Here is a 16,218-nt window from a genome sequence, read left to right on the forward strand (position 1 = left end):
CGGCAGAGCAATCTGCCGCCCTTTTTGTTTTCGGCGGCTTTGTTTTTCACCTCTCCCCACCGGGGAGAGGTGAACCGCACCTCTGGCCCTCGCTTCGCTCGCCTATGACGCGGGAGCCTCGACCCTGTCGTGCAGGGTGAAGCGGTCGCCGTCACGGACCAGCGCGACGTTGCGCTGATGGAAGGCGTCGAGCGTCGAGCGATGGCCGATCGACACCACCGCGGTATCGGGCAGGCTGTCGGCGAGCAGCCTGTAGAGCGCGGCTTCGGACGGCTCGTCGAGCGAGGCTGTCGCCTCGTCCAGAAACAGGAATTGCGGTTGATGCAGCAGCGCCCGCGCGATGCCGAGCCGCTGCTGCTCGCCGAGCGACAGCATCCGGTTCCAGTGCGCCTCCTCCGCGAGCCGCGCCGCGAGCTGCGGCAATCCGACGGCGGTGAGGATCTCGCGGACCCGCCCCGCATCGAATTGCGCGGCCGCGCCCGGATAAACCACGGCGTCGTGCAACGACCCGATCGGCAGATAGGGATGTTGCGGCAGCATCATCAGGCTGGCATTCGCGGGGACATTGATCGCGCCCTTGCCGAACGGCCAGATGCCGGCGATGGCACGGAACAGCGTCGACTTGCCGGCGCCCGAGGGGCCGGTGACCAGGGTGCGTTGGTGGTTGGGAAGCTTGAAGCCGTCAGCCGCGAGCAACGGTTTGCCGTCGGGCAGGGTGACCACGAGGTCGTCGAGTTCGATGCCGTCGCGGCCTGCGGGTTTGACGCGGATGATGTCCTGCCGCTGCGCGAAAGCATCGCCGCCGCGGATCGAGCCCTCGAAGCCGTCAAGACGTGCGACCACCGATTGCCATTCGGCCAGCGTCCGGTAGGCGGTGATGAAGAAGGACAGTGAATCCTGCACGCTGCTGAAGGCCGACGCGGTCTGCATCATGCCGCCGAGCTGGATCTTGTTGGCGAAATAGGCCGGCGCGATCAGCACGTAGGGGAAGATTACAGCGGCTTGCGAATAGGTCGCGGTGAAGGCGGTCAGTTTCTTGGTTCGTTGCATGATGTCGAGCCAATTCCCGACCACGAATCCGAACCGATTGAGCAACCGCGTGCGCTCGGCCGGTTCGCCCTCGAGCAGCGCGATCTGCTCGGCGTTCTCGCGGGTACGCACCAGGTTGAAGCGGAAATCGGCTTCGAACCGCTGCTGCCGGAAATTGAGGTCGACCAGCGGCCGGCCGATCAGATGGGTCAAGGTTGTGCCGAGGATCGCGTAGACCAGCGCGCCCCAGACCAGATAGCCGGGAAACGCGATGTCGTTGCCGAACAGATGCAGCGGCGCCTGATTGGACAGGCCCCACAGGATCACCACGAAGGACGCAAGCGTGACCACGGAGCTCAACAGTCCGATCCCGAGCGTCAGGGTCTGTTCGACGAAACGCTGGGTGTCGTCGGCGATACGCTGGTCCGGGTTGTCGGCGGCATCACCGAGCAGCTGCATGCGATAGTGGTTGGCATCGTGCAGCCAGCCGCCGAGATAGCGCGTGGTCATCCAGCGTCGCCAGCGGATCTGCAGCCATTGATTGAGGTAGAGCTGGTAGACTTTCAGGCCGATCCAGAACGCCGCGAGCACGCAGAAATAGCCGATCTGATAGCTGAAGACCGCCTGATCGCGCTCCTGCAGCGCGTTGTAGAAAACATTGTTCCAGCGGTTGAACAGCACGGTGAGAAAGACGCTGGCGAGCTCGATGACGATCACCGCCGCCAGCAAGCCACGGCCGGCCCATTTGTCCTCGGAGTTGAAATAGGGCGAGGCGATGCGCCACACCGTCGCGAGCGTCGAGCGAATGTTTTTCACAGATTATCGTCTCCGGGGAAGCGGCCGCAAAGGCCTGAAGAGTCGGGACAATCGGCGTGGGCCTCGACTAAAGTCGTAAGCCTGGCATGCAAGCGTTGGCTTGTCCCGGCGATCGAGTCAACCCTAGCATGACGACAACGGCGAGGGGCGGGGGACCTTCGATTTTTCGCGAGGATGTGAGCGATCCTTACCGATCGTTCATTCGCGAGCCGGGGCTAGAGACTTTTCCGACGGACTCCCGCAATCGCGCCAGCGCGCCTGCCAGCACCGATGCCGGCGCGCTGCATAAGAATGTGGGAAGGACCCTGAGATGAATACCTGGAATCAAATCTACAATCCGCTCGGCAATGCCGGGCTATCGACGCTCGCCGCCGCCGTTCCCGTGGTCACGCTGCTGGTCCTGATCGCGAGCGGCAAGGTGAAGGCGCACATCGCCGCCATCATCGCCGTGATCGTGACCAACCTGATCACGATCTTCGTCTTCACCATGCCGGCCGGCATGTCGATCCGTGCGTCGATCCTCGGCATCGTCACCGGGTTCTTCCCGATCGGCTGGATCGTGCTCAACGTCATCTTCCTCTATCAGGTCACGGTGAGGTGCGGGAAGTTCGAGCTGTTGAAGCGCGCGGTCGGCGGCGTCACCGAGGATCGCCGGCTGCAGCTCTTGCTGATCGCGTTCTCGTTCGGCGCCTTCTTCGAAGGCGCCTCGGGCTTCGGCACGCCGGTCGCGATCACCGGCGCGGTGCTGATCGGGCTCGGCTTCTCGCCGCTCGCAGCCTCCGGCCTGTCGCTGATCGCGAACACCGCCCCGGTCGCCTTCGGCGCGCTGGGGACGCCGATCCAGGGCCTCGCCTCGGTCACCGGGCTCGATCCCTACATCCTCGGCGCCATGGTCGGCCGGCAGTTGCCGCTGTTCTCGCTGATCGTGCCGTTCTGGGTGGTGTGGGCATTCGCGGGCTGGCGCGGCATGAAGGAAGTGTGGCCGGCGATCCTGGTCACCGGCGTGTCGTTTGCGGTCCCGCAATTCGTGATCTCGAACTACATCAATCCCTGGATCGTCGACATCGGCGCCTCGCTGATCTCGATGGGCGCGCTGATCCTGTTTCTCAAGGTCTGGCAGCCGGAGCATCTCTGGCTGTCGCCGAAACTGCGCGGCCGCGATGAATCGGCGGCGACGATGGCCTCCGCCCCGCCGCTCGACAAGACGCCGCTGACGCAAGGCGAACTCTGGAGCGCACTGCTGCCGTGGATCATCGTCTGCGTCCTGATGCTGATCTGGGGCAACGGTGCCTTCAAGGCCTGGGCCAACGCCAACTTCGTCTGGAACTATCCGGTCCCTGAGCTCGACAAGCTGATCTTCAAGGTGCCGCCGGTGGTGCCTAAGCCGACGGCGGAAGGCGCGGTGTTCGGCTTCACCTACCTGTCGTTCACCGGCACCGGCTTGCTGATCGCGGCGATCATCTCGGGTCTGTTGATGGGCTTCTCGCCGCTCAAACTGGTCGCAGAATATGGTCGCACCATCCGCCTCTGCGCGATCTCGCTGATCACGATCTCGGCGATGTTGGCGATCGGGACGCTGACCCGGCTGTCCGGCGTCGATGCCACCCTCGGCCTCGCCTTCGCCGCGACCGGCGTGCTCTACCCGTTCTTTGGCACCCTGCTTGGCTGGCTCGGCGTGGCGCTGACCGGATCGGACACCTCGTCCAACATCCTGTTCGGCAATCTGCAGAAGATCACCTCCGAGCAGCTCGGCCTGCCGCCGGTGCTGATGGCGGCGGCGAACTCCTCGGGCGGCGTGATGGGCAAGATGATCGACGCGCAATCGATCGTGGTCGCCTCGACCGCGACCAACTGGTACGGCCACGAGGGCTCGATCCTGCGCTACGTGTTCCTGCACTCGATCGTGCTGGCGTGTCTGGTCGGCCTGTTCGTGACGCTGCAGGCCTACGTCTACCCGTTCACTGCAATGGTCTTGAAATAACGAGGCGAGGCGTCGCCCAAACCAGGATCCCCGTGGGTGCGAGCCCGCGGGGATTTTGCGTTTCCAGGATCTTTTCCCGCGCGGCCAAGCTGGCCAATCGCGGCCTCGTCCCATACAAGGGCGGCGTCGCAATTGCGGGGAATGGCATGAGCTCGATGCAGCGGATTTTGAACGGCGGCGTGGCGGTGCTGGCGTTGGTTTCAGCGGCGCTTGCCGCGGTTCCGGCCAAGGCTCAGGAGGAATTCCCGTTCGGCTTCGTGATGACGCTCGATGCCGCGCGCATGCCGGGCTCGAAGCGGATTCCCTCGATCGAGGTCGGCGACAATGGCGAGGTGATCCTCGAGCTGTGGTGCGATGGCGGCAAGGGCCAGTTCTCGGTTGCCGGCAACACCATCGTGTTCGTGCCCGGCGCGCTGGAGAACCGCACCTGCACGCCGGACCGGGCGCAGGCCGACAAGGATCTGCTGGCGGCGCTCGGCGACATGACGAGCTGGCGGCGGCAGGGGGATCAGGTCACGTTCATCGGCAGCAAGCAGCTGCGCTTCGTGATCAACAGCAACTGATCGAAAGCGTCGTGCCGGCGCTCAGGGCGTCGCGATCAATCCGCTCGCGGTGGCGACGATCCAGCGGTTGCCCCAGCGCACGATGGAATCGACCCGCCCGAGGCCGGGGACGACGTCGCCGCGCGCGGCCATCTTGACGCCCTCCGGCCCTTCGAGCACGGCGGTGCCGTCGCGGACCTCGACCACCGACCATCCGGGAATCGTGCTCGGCCGCGTTTCCGGTCCCGCCGAAAGCAGCGGCTTTGATCCGAGCGCGGCGGCTTGCGCGCCGAGCGTCGTGGGCGCTGCCCCCAGCACTTGCGGGCGCGGGTTGGCGACGGGCTTGGGAATGCTGCCGGTGACCGATGGCTCGGCGTTGGACGCGGTCCGGCGCGGGCTTTCGCTCTTTCGGCTCGGCGGTGCCTCCGCAACGTGCGGGGCCGGCGCCTCCTTCTGGGCCACCGGGACCGGCGCGGGACCCACGAAGTCATGCCAGTTGGCGCCGCCGGTCCAGCCCAGCACGAAGCTCGCGGCGAGCGCGGTGGCTGCCAGCAGCGCGGTGCCGATGCGGTCGGCGAACGGCTCCCGCAGCAGCAGGGCGGCGTCGTGATTCTCGCTGGAGACGTCCCAGAGGTCCGCCGTCTGCGCCGGCGAATGACCCTCCGTCGCATCTGACGGCCAGATGCTCTCAGGATTGATCGGCTCGCGGTCTTGCATGGCGTGACCTGTGTTCGATGACGCAAAGGATGATCCTCGAAACTAAATCGAGCCTTAATTTTCGGTGACCGAACTGCGGCAGCACGAAGTCTTTTGGTCGCAGGTCCCCGTAAATGCCCGGGGGCGCTCGCACGCAGCGGTCGTTTCCGGACGTCGTCTCCGCAAACCGGGTCGTTTCGGCGTGCGGCCGCGGCTATAGCGGTCGCATGCTTGATTTCGCCGCACAATATGCCGCCTTTCAACGCCGCGACCCGGCCTGGGACGGCGTCGTGTTCGTCGCGGTCAAGACCACGGGCGTGTATTGCCGCCCGGTCTGTCGGGCGCGCACGCCGCTCGCCCGCAATGTGCGGTTCTATGGCAGCGCGGCGTCAGCCGAGCGCGCCGGCTTCCGGCCCTGCCTGCGCTGCCGTCCCGAGGCGGCGCCGTTCTGCCCGGCATGGAAGGGCACCAGGACGACCGTCGAGCGCGCGCTGGCGCTGATCGAAGCCGGCGCACTCGACCGCGGCAATGTCGCGGCGCTGGCCGACCGGCTCGGCATCGGCACGCGGCATCTGTCGCGGCTGTTCGCCGAGCACCTCGATGCCTCGCCGCTGCAGGTCGCATTGTCGCTGCGCGTGCAGCGCGCCAAGCGCCTGATCGACGGCGGCGATCTTGCGCTCGCGCTGGTGGCGCAACGTGCCGGCTTCTCCAGCGCAAGGCGCATGAACGCCGCCTTCGCAAAACTCTACGGCCGCTCTCCCGCCTCGTTGCGACGGAAGCGGCCGCCAGGCGTCATGCTGCAATGAACCCAACGGAGATCAGCGAATGGCCAGGAGCTACGGCACCGTCAGTGCCGAACGGAAACTCACGATGAGCGGCCTCGAATTCGTCCAGGGGCTCGCCTCCGGCGCCTTGCCGCTCAACACCATCGCGCGGACCCTCGGCTATGATGTCACTGAGGCCGAACGCGGCCGCGTCGTCGTCACGCTGCTGCCGACGGATGCGCATCTCAATCCGGCCGGCACCGTGCATGGCGGTCTCACCGCGACGCTGCTCGACAGCTGCATGGGACTTGCGGTGCAGTCGATGCTCGACGCCGGAACGAGCCAGACCACGCTCGAGTTCAAGATCTCGCTGCTGCGGCCGATCACGCCCGACACTGGCCCGATCCGGGCCGAGGGCCATGTGCTCAATTGCGGACGTCGCGTCGGCACCGCCGAAGGCAGGGTCACCGACGCCAAGGGACGGCTGCTCGCGCATGGCACGACGACGTGCCTGATCTTTCCTGCTTGATGCGGAATACCTGGAGAGACTGAGCCGGCACCGCACCAGGAGATGCGATGCCGGCCCAGAAGGTTGGAGCGTGTCTGGTCGACGAAGGGTCGGTTCAACCCGCGTAACCACTCTGCTCGGGCAGGCGAATGAGGCCGAGCTGCAGCATGGCAGTGATCGCATCTTCCTGTCCGAGCTCCTCGGCGATCCGTCCGTCCTGCACGCGCAGCACGGTCGTGCCGGCGAATGTCATCTTGCGGCCCGAAGCCGCGGGCAGCGAGCCGAGCCGGAAGTCGCTGAACGCTGGCCCGGTGTGCGTGCCGCCGCCTTCCCAGCGGCCGACGACGAGGTCGCCTTCCGCGACGAGATCGCCGACGCCCCAGAAATTGAGATCCGGAAACGCCTCGCGAAACTCGGTCATGAACTGCGTGACCGCGGCGCGGCCCTTCTTCGGTTCGTGCATCGGGTAGTGCACCACGATGTCTGACGCCGCGAGTTCTTCGATGATGCGCGGATTCCACGGGTTGCCCCAGAACTCCTTGAACCATCGGCCGACTACATTTTTGTTTTGCTCTGACATCTCATCGTCTCCAATTGCGCGTTGCCGGTTTCACGACCGGTGCTGTGTCAATGCGCGCATTAGGCAATGCGAGACGCGTGCCGCACCACCCGATTCCGGATCGGGCGCGCGGTCAGCCTTCAGACGAAATTCCGCTTTGTCGACATGATGCTTGGCGCCGCTTCCCGAACGTCGTCGAGTAATCGGGAAGCGGGTGGCTCAACGCCACACCGACTTGTCGGCGTCCCAGCGCTGGCCCTTGAACTCCTTGAGCAGCGCGTCGATCGCGCCGTTGTCGTCCTTGGTCTCGCTGCCTTCCTCGTCGCTGCTCGAATCGTCGGACAGATTGAGCTTGGCGCCGGCACTGTCGTCCGAGGTCGAGACCGTCGGGCTCGAGACCCACAGCATCAGTTTGTCGGAGCTGCCGGGCTTGTCGGGCGAGACGAGGGCGGTGACCTCGTAGTTCTGGGTGAGGCCGAGCGCAGGGTAGATCGAGCTCGGCCGCTTCAGCACCAGCTTGAGCTTGCCGGTGTTCGCATTCCAGGTTGCGGAGGCGGGCTTTGCCGCCAGTGTCTTCGCCAGCACGCCCGCGATCGCGGACGCGAGCTTGTCCTTGTTGATCCTGTCGCCATCGCGCCAGTCGGCGGCGGCAAAGCGGATGGTTCGGTCCATCTCGACCACGCCGCTGGTCCAGCCGGCCGCGGTGACGCCGGGCGCCGCTTTCGCCTTGGCGAGCAGCGCGCTGGCGTGCTCGGGATCGACGGTGAGGTTGATGGTCTGCTCGCCTGAGCGCAACGCATCGCAGGTCACCGGGAGGCTGGAGGTGCCGATCTCGACGGCCTCGCCCTTCAGGCTCTTGAGGAAGTCGGATGCTGCATCGAGCTTCACCCGCACGCCGATCGATTCCGGCGAGACGTCGGTAAAATCCTTCGGCTGCGGCGTGATGCCGTCCTCGGTGGCCTGGTTGTCCTGGAATTCCTTCTCGCTGAGATCGGAATTATCCGTCGAGGCGACCTCGGTCACGGTCTGGCCGATCGTGATCTGGCCGCGGAACTCAAAGCTGTCGCCGGTCTGCTTGCGGTTCAGCTTGACGGTGACCGGCTGCTTGTCGGCGACGCTCTGGGTGGTTCCGGAGAGGGTCTGGCCGCTGATGGCGAGGTTAGCGACGAAGCGGTCCTTGCGGTCGGAGCTCTTGTCGGCGGGATAGCAGACATCGAGCACCGCCGCGGTTACGGTCTTGCCCTGGCGGGTTTCCTTCAGGACGACGTCGGCATTGCCGTCCATCAGGCCGTCGATCGCGGTGAAGTAGCGCGTCTCGGGGCCGCCACTGGCTGCCGGCTTGGTTTGCAGCTTCATCTGGGCGAGGGCAGGCGCCGAAGCGACGGCAAGACCGAGCAGCAGGAGCGGGAGCGCGCGCATACGATAAGTCCTCGAAGGGCAGAATCGGTTCCGTCGTAACTAGCAAACCTCCGTGTCATTGCGCAAAAAAGAAGGCCGCGTGACGGCGGCCGCCGCGGTTGGACGAAGTGACTTCTGGCACTGTCACGGCAAATGGAGCGTGCCGCGCGTCATGCGCGCGGGTCAGGGTCCTCGCCGCTCTCCAGCCTGCCGCGCAGCGTCGTCACGACGCGGGCCACGGTTTCGATGTCCTTCACGGACAATCCGTCGGCGAGGCGGTTCACCCACGGCAGTTGCAGGCGCATCGCCGCGTCGAAGGCTTGCCGGCCCTTGTCGGTCAGCACCACGAGTTGGGCGCGGCGGTGATGCGGGTTGGTCTCGAAGGTGACGAGCCCGTCCCTTGCGAGGTCGTTGACGATCCGCTGCACGTTCTGCCGGGCAGCGCCGAGGTCGCGCGCCAGCCATGCCACTGGTTGCGGGCGTTCGGCGGCGACGATGGCGCCGAGGATCTGCCAGCGGGCGCTGGTCAGCCCGAGCCCGGCCACCATCCGGTCGCCTGACGTGAACAGCAGGCTGTTGAGCCTGAACAGGTCGAGAATCAGGCCGCTCAGGGCTTCACCCGCCGGCGTTCGCTTGGTCTGGGGCATTTGTCACCATAGCGGTATATTGACATCATAATGTCAATATTGATACGTATCCATCAGATCGAACTGACATCATAGCACCATATCAAAGGAGTAAACCATGCCGCAGATGCGCCCCCTGGACCCCGCGTTCCCGATCGACCGTCAGCTCGCGGTCGACGCCACCAACGTCGTGCTGGTCAACCTCTTCACACTCGATGCGGCCGACGAGGACAGTTTCCTCAGGGCTTGGCAGGACGACGCCGCGATCATGAAGCGGCAGCCCGGTTTTATTTCGACCCAGCTGCATCGCGCGCTGGGTGACAGCCCGGCCTATCTGAATTACGCGGTCTGGGAATCCACGGCCGCCTTCCGTGCCGCGTTCATGAACCCGGAGTTCCGGGCCAAGCTTTCGGCCTATCCGGCCTCGGCGGTAGCGTCACCGCATCTGTTCCGGAAGGTCGCGGTGCCGGACATCTGCGTCGCGTAAGGCACGGAAAATTTTTGGCTGAACCAGCATCCCCGCACACGCCGTACGCCTCTCCCGCAAGCGGGAGAGGGAGCGCAACGGCATTCGGGGCGACGTCCGACTTGCTCAACCGTTGATCGCCATCAGAACGGCGAGCGTGGCGACACCGGTCAGAAAGGCGATGTCGAGAAATCGCAGCGGCGCTTTTGGACGATGACCGATCGAACCGGCGATAACGTAATAGAGGCTATAGCCCGCGCCGAGAACGGCGAACGTCAGCGTCTGCTTGAACCAGAACGTCACGACGACCGCAACAGCGTCCATGTCGTCCTGGGCATAGGCGCCCAATGCGAGCACCGCGCCGATCGCGTAGAACAGCGCCAGCGTTGTCGTCAGTGATCTGGCGTCGCGGGACATCGGATCGTCCTTACATCTCGATCGTGATCAAATCGCAAAAAAGAAGGCCGCCCGGAGGCGGCCTTCAATCTTGATACGGAGGTGCAGCGGGGGGCTCAGAAGCCGCCCATGCCGCCCATCCCACCCATGCCGCCGCCGCCCGGCATCGCCGGCGCCGCGTCCTTCGGCACTTCGGCGACCATGGCCTCGGTGGTGACCAGCAGGCCGGCGACCGAGGAGGCGTCCTGCAAGGCGGTGCGCACCACCTTGGCGGGGTCGATAATGCCCTTGTCGACCATGTCGACATAGTCCTCGGTCTGGGCGTCGAAGCCGAAAGTCTCCGACTTGTTCTCGAGGATCTTGCCGACCACGATCGAGCCCTCGACACCGGCGTTCTCCGAGATCTGGCGAACCGGAGCCTCGAGCGCCTTGAGCACGATGTTGATGCCGGCCTGGACGTCGGCATTCGGGTTGGTGAGACGGCCGACCGCCTTCTTGGCGCGCAGCAGCGCCACGCCGCCGCCCGGCACGATGCCTTCCTGCACAGCGGCGCGGGTTGCGTTCAGCGCGTCCTCGACACGGTCCTTCTTCTCCTTGACCTCGACCTCGGTCGCGCCGCCGACCTTGATGACGGCAACGCCGCCGGCGAGCTTGGCAAGGCGCTCCTGCAGCTTTTCACGGTCGTAGTCCGAGGTGGTCTCCTCGATCTGCGCCTTGATCTGGCCAACGCGGGCGTCGATGTCCTTCTTCTTGCCGGCGCCCTTGACGATCGTGGTGTTCTCCTTGTCGATCACGATCTTGCCGGCGCGGCCGAGCATGTTCACCGTGACGTTCTCGAGCTTCATGCCGAGGTCGTCGGAGATCAGCTGACCGCCGGTCAGGATCGCGATGTCCTCCAGCATCGCCTTGCGGCGATCGCCGAAGCCCGGCGCCTTGACGGCGGCGACCTTGAGGCCGCCACGCAGGCGGTTGACCACCAGCGTCGCCAGCGCCTCGCCCTCGACGTCCTCGGCGAGGATCAGCAGCGGACGGCCGGACTGCACCACGGCTTCCAGCACCGGCAGCATCGACTGCAGGCCGGACAGCTTCTTCTCGTGCAGCAGGATGTAGGCATCCTCGAGCTCGGCGGTCATCTTCTCGGCGTTGGTGATGAAGTAGGGCGAGAGATAGCCGCGGTCGAACTTCATGCCCTCGACGATGTCGACCTCGGTCTCGAGCGACTTGTTCTCCTCGACGGTGATGACGCCCTCATTGCCGACCTTCTGCATCGCCTGCGCGATCATCTTGCCGATCGCGGCGTCGCCATTGGCCGAGATGGTGCCGACCTGGGCGACTTCCGACGAGGATGCGACCGGCTTGGCGCGCTTCTCGATGTCCTTGATCACGGCGGCGACCGCGGTGTCGATGCCGCGCTTGAGGTCCATCGGGTTCATGCCGGCGGCAACCGACTTGGCGCCCTCGCGAACGATGGCCTGGGCCAGCACGGTCGCGGTGGTGGTGCCGTCACCGGCGGTGTCGTTGGTCTTGGAAGCGACCTCGCGCAGCATCTGCGCGCCCATGTTCTCGAACTTGTCGTCGAGCTCGATCTCCTTGGCGACGGTGACGCCGTCCTTGGTGATGCGGGGAGCGCCGAACGACTTCTCGATGACGACGTTGCGGCCCTTCGGGCCGAGCGTCACCTTCACGGCGTTGGCGAGCACGTCGACACCGCGCAGCATGCGGTCGCGGGCGTCTCCGGCGAATTTTACGTCCTTGGCAGCCATTGATTTGAACTCCTGATTGAATGAATGTCGTTGTTTGCCGCTTGATCGCCGTGTCCACTTCCCCTCTCCCCTTGTGGGAGAGGGTGGACGCGATGCGAAGCATCGCGGACGGGTGAGGGGTCTGTCTCCGCGGATAGAGACCCCTCATCCGGCGCGCCTTGCGCGCCACCTTCTCCCACAAGGGGAGAAGGGAAGAGGTCGCCGTGCAGAAGCAGCGGCCCTCGGAGTTCGTGGGCTTACGCCAGCACGCCCATGATGTCGGACTCCTTCATGATCAGGAGCTCCTGGTTGTCGAGCTTGACCTCGGTGCCCGACCACTTGCCGAACAGCACGCGGTCGCCGACCTTGAGGTCGATCGGGATCAGCTTGCCGGCTTCGTCACGGCCGCCCGGGCCGACGGCGACGATCTCGCCCTGCGACGGCTTCTCCTTGGCCGAGTCCGGAATGATGATGCCGCCCTTGGACTTCTCCTCGGCATCGATGCGCTTGACCACGACGCGGTCATGCAGTGGGCGGAAGGTGGATTTAGCCATGACGTTCCCTCTTAAAGGTCCTCTTGGAGGCTTGGTTTCAGGTCCGGTTCATCGAGACCGGTGTTGAATGCCGGCCCGGTCGGCGCCAGGCAGGACGCCCGACGCATTTAGCAATCGTGGTGCAAGAGTGCTAATTGTGGGCCGGGAAATATGGCTTGGCGCAGTTTCTGTCAAGCAAACGGGTTAAGGCCTTGGTGAGGCCAATATAGGATGGTGGACCGGAAACCAAATCGTAGCGATGACGTAATTTTGTCAGACGTCATTGCTCCGTCTTAAGTTTTACGCTTGGCTGCATGACGGGTGCGGCCGGGACATAGTCGGGGGATACATATGATCATGTCACTCAACGCGCGATTGGTCGCACGGTTCGCGGCTGTTTCGGCGCTGACGACACTCTTGGGAGCGTGCGGCAGCATGAGCCTGCCGTCGCTGTCGTCGAACCCCGAGCCGGCGCCTTCTGAACCGGGAGTCGCCCCGGAAATGCCCGCGTCGATCCGCCCCGACGAGATCGTCGGCCGCTGGGGTCTCGCCTCGTTCCAGAATCCCGCCGACCGTGCCCGCACCGAGGCCGCCGCGCGCGGCCAGTGCAAGCAGCCTTACGTGATCGGCGCCGGCCAGAGCGGCGGCGTCATCATGCATCTGGCCGACCAGGCTACCCCGCAGGAATTGCGGCTGAAGGGTTCCCCGAGCGGCAAGAACTATATCGGCCCGCCCGGACCGGTGCCCGGCGAGCAGGACCGCGAGATCATCTCGTTCGACGGCAGGGTCCTGATCACCCGCTTCGTCGACAAGGACGCCGCCACCCGCTACGGCAACATGGTCTACGTCCGCTGCGCGCCAAGGGCGTAAGAGCGAGGCTGGTCCTTCCGTTCATCCTGGAGCCGCATCGGCAGTACACGTCTCCCCTTGTGGGAGAGGTCGAATTGCATCGCAGATGCAATTCGGGTGAGGGGTCTCTCTCCGCGAGTGACCCTCTCGCATTCCAAGTTCGCGGATAGAACCCCTCATCCGGCGCGGATTGCATCCGCGCCACCTTCTCCCACAAGGGGAGAAGGGAAGCGGACAAGTCCAAGCAAACAAAAACGCCGGCCCTTGAGGCCGGCGTTCTTCGTAATGATCTGCCGATCTCAGTTGAACATCGCGTCGATGTCGTCCTGCGAGGCGTGGCCGGCGTCGCCGTCGAGCTTCGGGCCGTTGAGCAAGCGGGCATCGCCCTCGCGGGTGTCGACGATCGGCGGGGAGTGGCTCTTGATCGCGTCGACGCCGCCCCAGATGTTCATCATCTCGTTGATGTGCTGCTCGATGAACTTCATCGTCTGCATCACCTTGCTGATGCGCTGGCCGGTGAGGTCCTGGAAGTTGCAGGCCTCGAAGATAGAGACCACGCGCTCCTGGATATCTTCGCTGAGCCGCTTCTGCTGGTCGGGCGTGACGTTGTTGGCGAGCGCGGTCGCGGCCTGGTCGATCGCCTCGACCGCTTCGAGGATCTGCTGGGTGGCCTGTTCGGTGCCGCCGACCACGGCGCCGAGCTCGCCATTGACCTTGGCCATCTCCTCGCCGTTGAAGCTCTTGCCGTGCAGCACGGCGATCTCGCGCTTGGTGCGGCTGATCGCGTCGTGGATCAGGTCGAGCTCGACCTTGAGCTTCTCGCACTGTTCGACCTGCGCGCGGTAGGTCTCGAGCAGCGCGTGCGCTTCGGCGACCTCGCGGGCCACGATGGAATCGACGCTGTCGGCGGTGCGCTGGGCCGGTGCTGCGGCCATCTGGGCGCGGATCGAGCGAAGCTCGGCCATGATCTCGCGATGCATCGGACCGAGGTCGGCGCCGCCGGTCACTTCCGGCTCCGGCATCACAACCTCGCCCATCGCCTGCTCGACACGAAAACGCTTGCGCTTCACTGACATGATTTTCATTCCCGCCCCTTCACTGCAGTCCGTTCTAGACAGCGCGGATTTAACGTCAGGTTCACGCGGGAACAGTTTGCGCTGATCCTGCGCAACCTCAGGGATACTGCCGATTAACCATGACGCTGCGGCGTTCACGCAAAATAAACGCTACCCGGCAAAACCGCGCCGCATTGTCGACGTGGTGAATCGAAACGGCCGATCCGTTTACCAAACCGATGCGGTTTTCATTGCTTATTGACCACGTGCAACGGCGCATCACGCGCCCTCGCGCATCACGTCACGACGAAACCAGTACAGAGTACGTCGATGTTCAGGAAAACCACGCTTGCGCTGCTTGCCGGCGCCTCTTCGCTTATTGCCGTTCCCCATCATGCCATGGCGATCGACGCGTCGGCTCCGCCCGAGCCCACCGTGATCTACGCCAACCGGGGCGCGCCGCAGCCGCCGATGCGCACCGCCTATGTGCAGCCGCAACGCTCCAACATGGGCGGCGGCTTCATCGAATTCCTGTTCGGCGATGCGCCATCGTCGCAGGGTTATGCACCGCAGCCGATGTATCAGCAGCAGCCGGCCTATTACGGCAATCCCCAGGGGCTGCCGCCGATGGATCCGCAGCAGCAGATGATCCGCCAGCAGCAAGAGGCGGCGGGCGATCCGACGCAGCGTCCGTTCGATCCGCGCTATGAAAAGCAGCTGGTCGATTACAGCGGCAAGGAAGGCGTCGGCACCATCGTCGTCGATACGCCGAACAAGTTCCTCTATCTGGTGCAGGGCGACGGCCGCGCGCTGCGCTACGGCATCGGCGTCGGACGGCCCGGCTTCACCTGGGCCGGCGTCAAGACGATCTCCGCGAAGAAGGAGTGGCCGGCCTGGACGCCGCCGCCGGAAATGCTGGCGCGCCGTCCCGATCTGCCGCGCCACATGGAAGGCGGCCCGGAGAATCCGCTCGGGGCGCGCGCGATGTATCTCGGCTCGTCGCTCTATCGCATCCACGGCTCCAACGAGCCCTGGACGATCGGCACCAACGTCTCGTCCGGCTGCATCCGGATGCGCAACGAGGACGTGATCGATCTCTACGGTCGCGTCAATGTCGGCGCCAAGGTCGTCGTGATGTAATCGCGTAACCCAGCGCGAAGTAGAGCGCTGGGTTACGAAGTCCGCGTCGTCCCGGCGTAGGGCGGGACCCATCCCCACCTGTCATCGCCCGGCTTGATGTTCAGCCCGGGCGATCCAGTACGCCGTGGCCTCTCGGCTCAAGCACTGCGGTCTCCGGGATACTGGATCATCCGCCTGCGCGGGTGATGACACCGCGTGGTTGAGTCCGAATCAAAAACGGCCGCTCGATGAGAGCGGCCGTTTGTCGTTCAGGCGATGCGCACGCGTTTACGCGTAATCGCTGTTGTCGTCGCCGCCATTGTCGTCGAAGTCGTCGGCGTCTTGATCATCGTCGCTGTCCCGGTCGACCTGCGCCTGGTCGAACGCGCCGGCGCGCGAGCCGTAATCACTGTCGCGACCGGACGAACCGACATCGTTGATCCCGGCGTCACGCGCGAGGTCGCTCGACGACTGGTCGCCGCCCCACGGGCGCGAGCCGCCACCGAAATTGCCGGCATCGGCCAGCGACTGGTGACCGCCGCCGCCCATCATGCCGCGGATGCTGGAGAGCAGCAGTCCGCCGCCGACCACGCCGGCCGCGGCCGCAGCCGCTGTGCCGAGGAATGATCCGCCACCACCGCCGGGCGCGCCGCCGCCGAAGGCCGGGGGCTGCGGGCCGCCGTAAGGCTGGCCGTATTGGGGCTGATTGTATTGCTGCGGCGGCTGGCCATAGCCACCACCCGCCTGCTGGATCGCCTGGCCCGAGTTCCAGACCGGGCGGCTGCCGCCGATATCGGGCGCGCGCACCGGCGGCACCGAGCCGTGCGGCTGGCCTTGTCCCTGTCCGAAGATGGCATCGCGCATCGAATCGAGGAAACCACCTTGCTGCTGCGCCGGCTGCTGCTGGCCGACCGCGGCCTCGAGTTCCTGGATCCGGTCATGGGCGCGCTTCAGCGCCTCGTCCTGCACCAGTGCGGTCTGCACCAGCGCGTAGACCGCATTCGGCGCGCTGCGCAGGCCCTGCATGATCGCGGACATGGCCTCGCTGTCGCGCGGGGCATTCTCCAGCTTGGCGAGCCGGTCGAAGAGATCGTCGATCAATTGGCGTTCTTGCGGTGTCATGGCGTTCTCCATCGCGT

Annotated in this window: 17 protein-coding genes; 7 read left to right on the plus strand and 10 right to left on the minus strand. The window is 65.2% G+C overall.

The genetic code is table 11. The features are described from left to right. Positions 1 to 102 precede the first annotated feature (102 nt). Positions 103 to 1,845, minus strand: a complete 1,743-nt coding sequence (locus JQ507_04495) for an ABC transporter ATP-binding protein/permease (GenBank protein ID QRI70793.1) — start codon at positions 1,843 to 1,845, stop codon at positions 103 to 105. Positions 1,846 to 2,155: 310 nt separating this feature from the next. Between JQ507_04495 and JQ507_04500 the strand changes: the two genes are divergently transcribed. Further along, the gene (locus JQ507_04500; protein ID QRI70794.1) at positions 2,156 to 3,826 is read left to right on the plus strand and encodes an L-lactate permease; all 1,671 of its coding nucleotides are present in this window, start codon (positions 2,156 to 2,158) and stop codon (positions 3,824 to 3,826) included. A gap of 146 nt (positions 3,827 to 3,972) precedes the next feature. After that, positions 3,973 to 4,389, plus strand: coding sequence for an META domain-containing protein (locus tag JQ507_04505; GenBank protein ID QRI70795.1), 417 nt, complete (start codon positions 3,973 to 3,975; stop codon positions 4,387 to 4,389). 21 nt (positions 4,390 to 4,410) lie between these two features. Here JQ507_04505 and JQ507_04510 read toward each other — a convergent pair whose 3' ends face one another. Further along, positions 4,411 to 5,085 (minus strand): hypothetical protein, encoded by a 675-nt coding sequence (locus tag JQ507_04510; protein ID QRI70796.1) that lies wholly within the window; start codon positions 5,083 to 5,085, stop codon positions 4,411 to 4,413. 206 nt (positions 5,086 to 5,291) lie between these two features. Here JQ507_04510 and JQ507_04515 point away from each other — a divergent pair, with 206 nt between their 5' ends. After that, the gene (locus JQ507_04515) at positions 5,292 to 5,870 is read left to right on the plus strand and encodes a methylphosphotriester-DNA--protein-cysteine methyltransferase family protein (protein ID QRI70797.1); all 579 of its coding nucleotides are present in this window, start codon (positions 5,292 to 5,294) and stop codon (positions 5,868 to 5,870) included. 19 nt (positions 5,871 to 5,889) lie between these two features. Beyond that, the gene (locus JQ507_04520; GenBank protein QRI70798.1) at positions 5,890 to 6,357 is read left to right on the plus strand and encodes a PaaI family thioesterase; all 468 of its coding nucleotides are present in this window, start codon (positions 5,890 to 5,892) and stop codon (positions 6,355 to 6,357) included. Between the two features lie 94 nt (positions 6,358 to 6,451). Here JQ507_04520 and JQ507_04525 read toward each other — a convergent pair whose 3' ends face one another. The 3 genes from JQ507_04525 to JQ507_04535 all read right to left on the minus strand — a co-directional run bounded on the left by JQ507_04525 (position 6,452) and on the right by JQ507_04535 (position 8,940). Beyond that, positions 6,452 to 6,916 (minus strand): ester cyclase, encoded by a 465-nt coding sequence (locus tag JQ507_04525; protein QRI70799.1) that lies wholly within the window; start codon positions 6,914 to 6,916, stop codon positions 6,452 to 6,454. 198 nt (positions 6,917 to 7,114) lie between these two features. Further along, the gene (locus tag JQ507_04530) at positions 7,115 to 8,314 is read right to left on the minus strand and encodes a hypothetical protein (protein ID QRI70800.1); all 1,200 of its coding nucleotides are present in this window, start codon (positions 8,312 to 8,314) and stop codon (positions 7,115 to 7,117) included. Between the two features lie 149 nt (positions 8,315 to 8,463). Beyond that, entirely contained in the window at positions 8,464 to 8,940 is a 477-nt protein-coding gene (locus JQ507_04535; protein ID QRI70801.1) for a winged helix-turn-helix transcriptional regulator, read from the minus strand. Between the two features lie 97 nt (positions 8,941 to 9,037). Between JQ507_04535 and JQ507_04540 the strand changes: the two genes are divergently transcribed. Further along, positions 9,038 to 9,406, plus strand: coding sequence for an antibiotic biosynthesis monooxygenase (locus JQ507_04540; protein ID QRI70802.1), 369 nt, complete (start codon positions 9,038 to 9,040; stop codon positions 9,404 to 9,406). 105 nt (positions 9,407 to 9,511) lie between these two features. Here JQ507_04540 and JQ507_04545 read toward each other — a convergent pair whose 3' ends face one another. From JQ507_04545 to JQ507_04555, 3 genes are all read right to left on the minus strand, one after another. Beyond that, positions 9,512 to 9,802: a hypothetical protein gene (locus JQ507_04545; protein ID QRI70803.1), complete on the minus strand. Its 291-nt coding sequence runs from the start codon at positions 9,800 to 9,802 to the stop codon at positions 9,512 to 9,514. 95 nt (positions 9,803 to 9,897) lie between these two features. Next, positions 9,898 to 11,544, minus strand: coding sequence for a chaperonin GroEL (gene groL, locus JQ507_04550; GenBank protein QRI70804.1), 1,647 nt, complete (start codon positions 11,542 to 11,544; stop codon positions 9,898 to 9,900). Between the two features lie 236 nt (positions 11,545 to 11,780). Beyond that, positions 11,781 to 12,077, minus strand: coding sequence for a co-chaperone GroES (locus tag JQ507_04555; protein ID QRI70805.1), 297 nt, complete (start codon positions 12,075 to 12,077; stop codon positions 11,781 to 11,783). A gap of 330 nt (positions 12,078 to 12,407) precedes the next feature. On the opposite strand from JQ507_04555, the gene JQ507_04560 reads away from it, so the two are divergent. Continuing rightward, positions 12,408 to 12,926, plus strand: a complete 519-nt coding sequence (locus tag JQ507_04560) for a hypothetical protein (GenBank protein QRI70806.1) — start codon at positions 12,408 to 12,410, stop codon at positions 12,924 to 12,926. A 278-nt stretch (positions 12,927 to 13,204) separates the two neighbouring features. Here JQ507_04560 and JQ507_04565 read toward each other — a convergent pair whose 3' ends face one another. Further along, entirely contained in the window at positions 13,205 to 13,981 is a 777-nt protein-coding gene (locus JQ507_04565; GenBank protein ID QRI70807.1) for a protein phosphatase CheZ, read from the minus strand. 309 nt (positions 13,982 to 14,290) lie between these two features. Between JQ507_04565 and JQ507_04570 the strand changes: the two genes are divergently transcribed. Beyond that, a complete protein-coding gene (locus JQ507_04570) occupies positions 14,291 to 15,100 on the plus strand; it encodes a L,D-transpeptidase (GenBank protein ID QRI70808.1) in 810 nt (269 codons plus the stop codon). A 267-nt stretch (positions 15,101 to 15,367) separates the two neighbouring features. Here the strand turns inward: JQ507_04570 and JQ507_04575 are convergent, their stop codons facing one another. Further along, on the minus strand, positions 15,368 to 16,201 hold the full coding sequence (locus tag JQ507_04575; GenBank protein QRI70809.1) for a DUF2076 domain-containing protein: 834 nt from the start codon (positions 16,199 to 16,201) through the stop codon (positions 15,368 to 15,370). Positions 16,202 to 16,218 lie beyond the last annotated feature (17 nt).

The organism is Bradyrhizobium sp. PSBB068, assembly GCA_016839165.1.
Taxonomy (GTDB): Bacteria; Pseudomonadota; Alphaproteobacteria; order Rhizobiales; family Xanthobacteraceae; genus Bradyrhizobium.

What these genes read in the sequence shown, in the direction of transcription:
- JQ507_04560 (QRI70806.1), top strand. Translation starts at nt 12,408, where the DNA reads ATGATCATGTCACTCAACGCGCGATTGGTCGCACGGTTCGCGGCTGTT.
- JQ507_04500 (QRI70794.1), top strand. Translation starts at nt 2,156, where the DNA reads ATGAATACCTGGAATCAAATCTACAATCCGCTCGGCAATGCCGGGCTA.
- JQ507_04535 (QRI70801.1), bottom strand. Translation starts at nt 8,940, where the DNA reads ATGCCCCAGACCAAGCGAACGCCGGCGGGTGAAGCCCTGAGCGGCCTG.
- JQ507_04570 (QRI70808.1), top strand. Translation starts at nt 14,291, where the DNA reads ATGTTCAGGAAAACCACGCTTGCGCTGCTTGCCGGCGCCTCTTCGCTT.
- JQ507_04575 (QRI70809.1), bottom strand. Translation starts at nt 16,201, where the DNA reads ATGACACCGCAAGAACGCCAATTGATCGACGATCTCTTCGACCGGCTC.
- JQ507_04545 (QRI70803.1), bottom strand. Translation starts at nt 9,802, where the DNA reads ATGTCCCGCGACGCCAGATCACTGACGACAACGCTGGCGCTGTTCTAC.
- JQ507_04530 (QRI70800.1), bottom strand. Translation starts at nt 8,314, where the DNA reads ATGCGCGCGCTCCCGCTCCTGCTGCTCGGTCTTGCCGTCGCTTCGGCG.
- JQ507_04515 (QRI70797.1), top strand. Translation starts at nt 5,292, where the DNA reads ATGCTTGATTTCGCCGCACAATATGCCGCCTTTCAACGCCGCGACCCG.
- JQ507_04505 (QRI70795.1), top strand. Translation starts at nt 3,973, where the DNA reads ATGAGCTCGATGCAGCGGATTTTGAACGGCGGCGTGGCGGTGCTGGCG.
- JQ507_04510 (QRI70796.1), bottom strand. Translation starts at nt 5,085, where the DNA reads ATGCAAGACCGCGAGCCGATCAATCCTGAGAGCATCTGGCCGTCAGAT.
- groL (QRI70804.1), bottom strand. Translation starts at nt 11,544, where the DNA reads ATGGCTGCCAAGGACGTAAAATTCGCCGGAGACGCCCGCGACCGCATG.
- JQ507_04520 (QRI70798.1), top strand. Translation starts at nt 5,890, where the DNA reads ATGGCCAGGAGCTACGGCACCGTCAGTGCCGAACGGAAACTCACGATG.
- JQ507_04565 (QRI70807.1), bottom strand. Translation starts at nt 13,981, where the DNA reads ATGTCAGTGAAGCGCAAGCGTTTTCGTGTCGAGCAGGCGATGGGCGAG.
- JQ507_04525 (QRI70799.1), bottom strand. Translation starts at nt 6,916, where the DNA reads ATGTCAGAGCAAAACAAAAATGTAGTCGGCCGATGGTTCAAGGAGTTC.
- JQ507_04555 (QRI70805.1), bottom strand. Translation starts at nt 12,077, where the DNA reads ATGGCTAAATCCACCTTCCGCCCACTGCATGACCGCGTCGTGGTCAAG.
- JQ507_04540 (QRI70802.1), top strand. Translation starts at nt 9,038, where the DNA reads ATGCCGCAGATGCGCCCCCTGGACCCCGCGTTCCCGATCGACCGTCAG.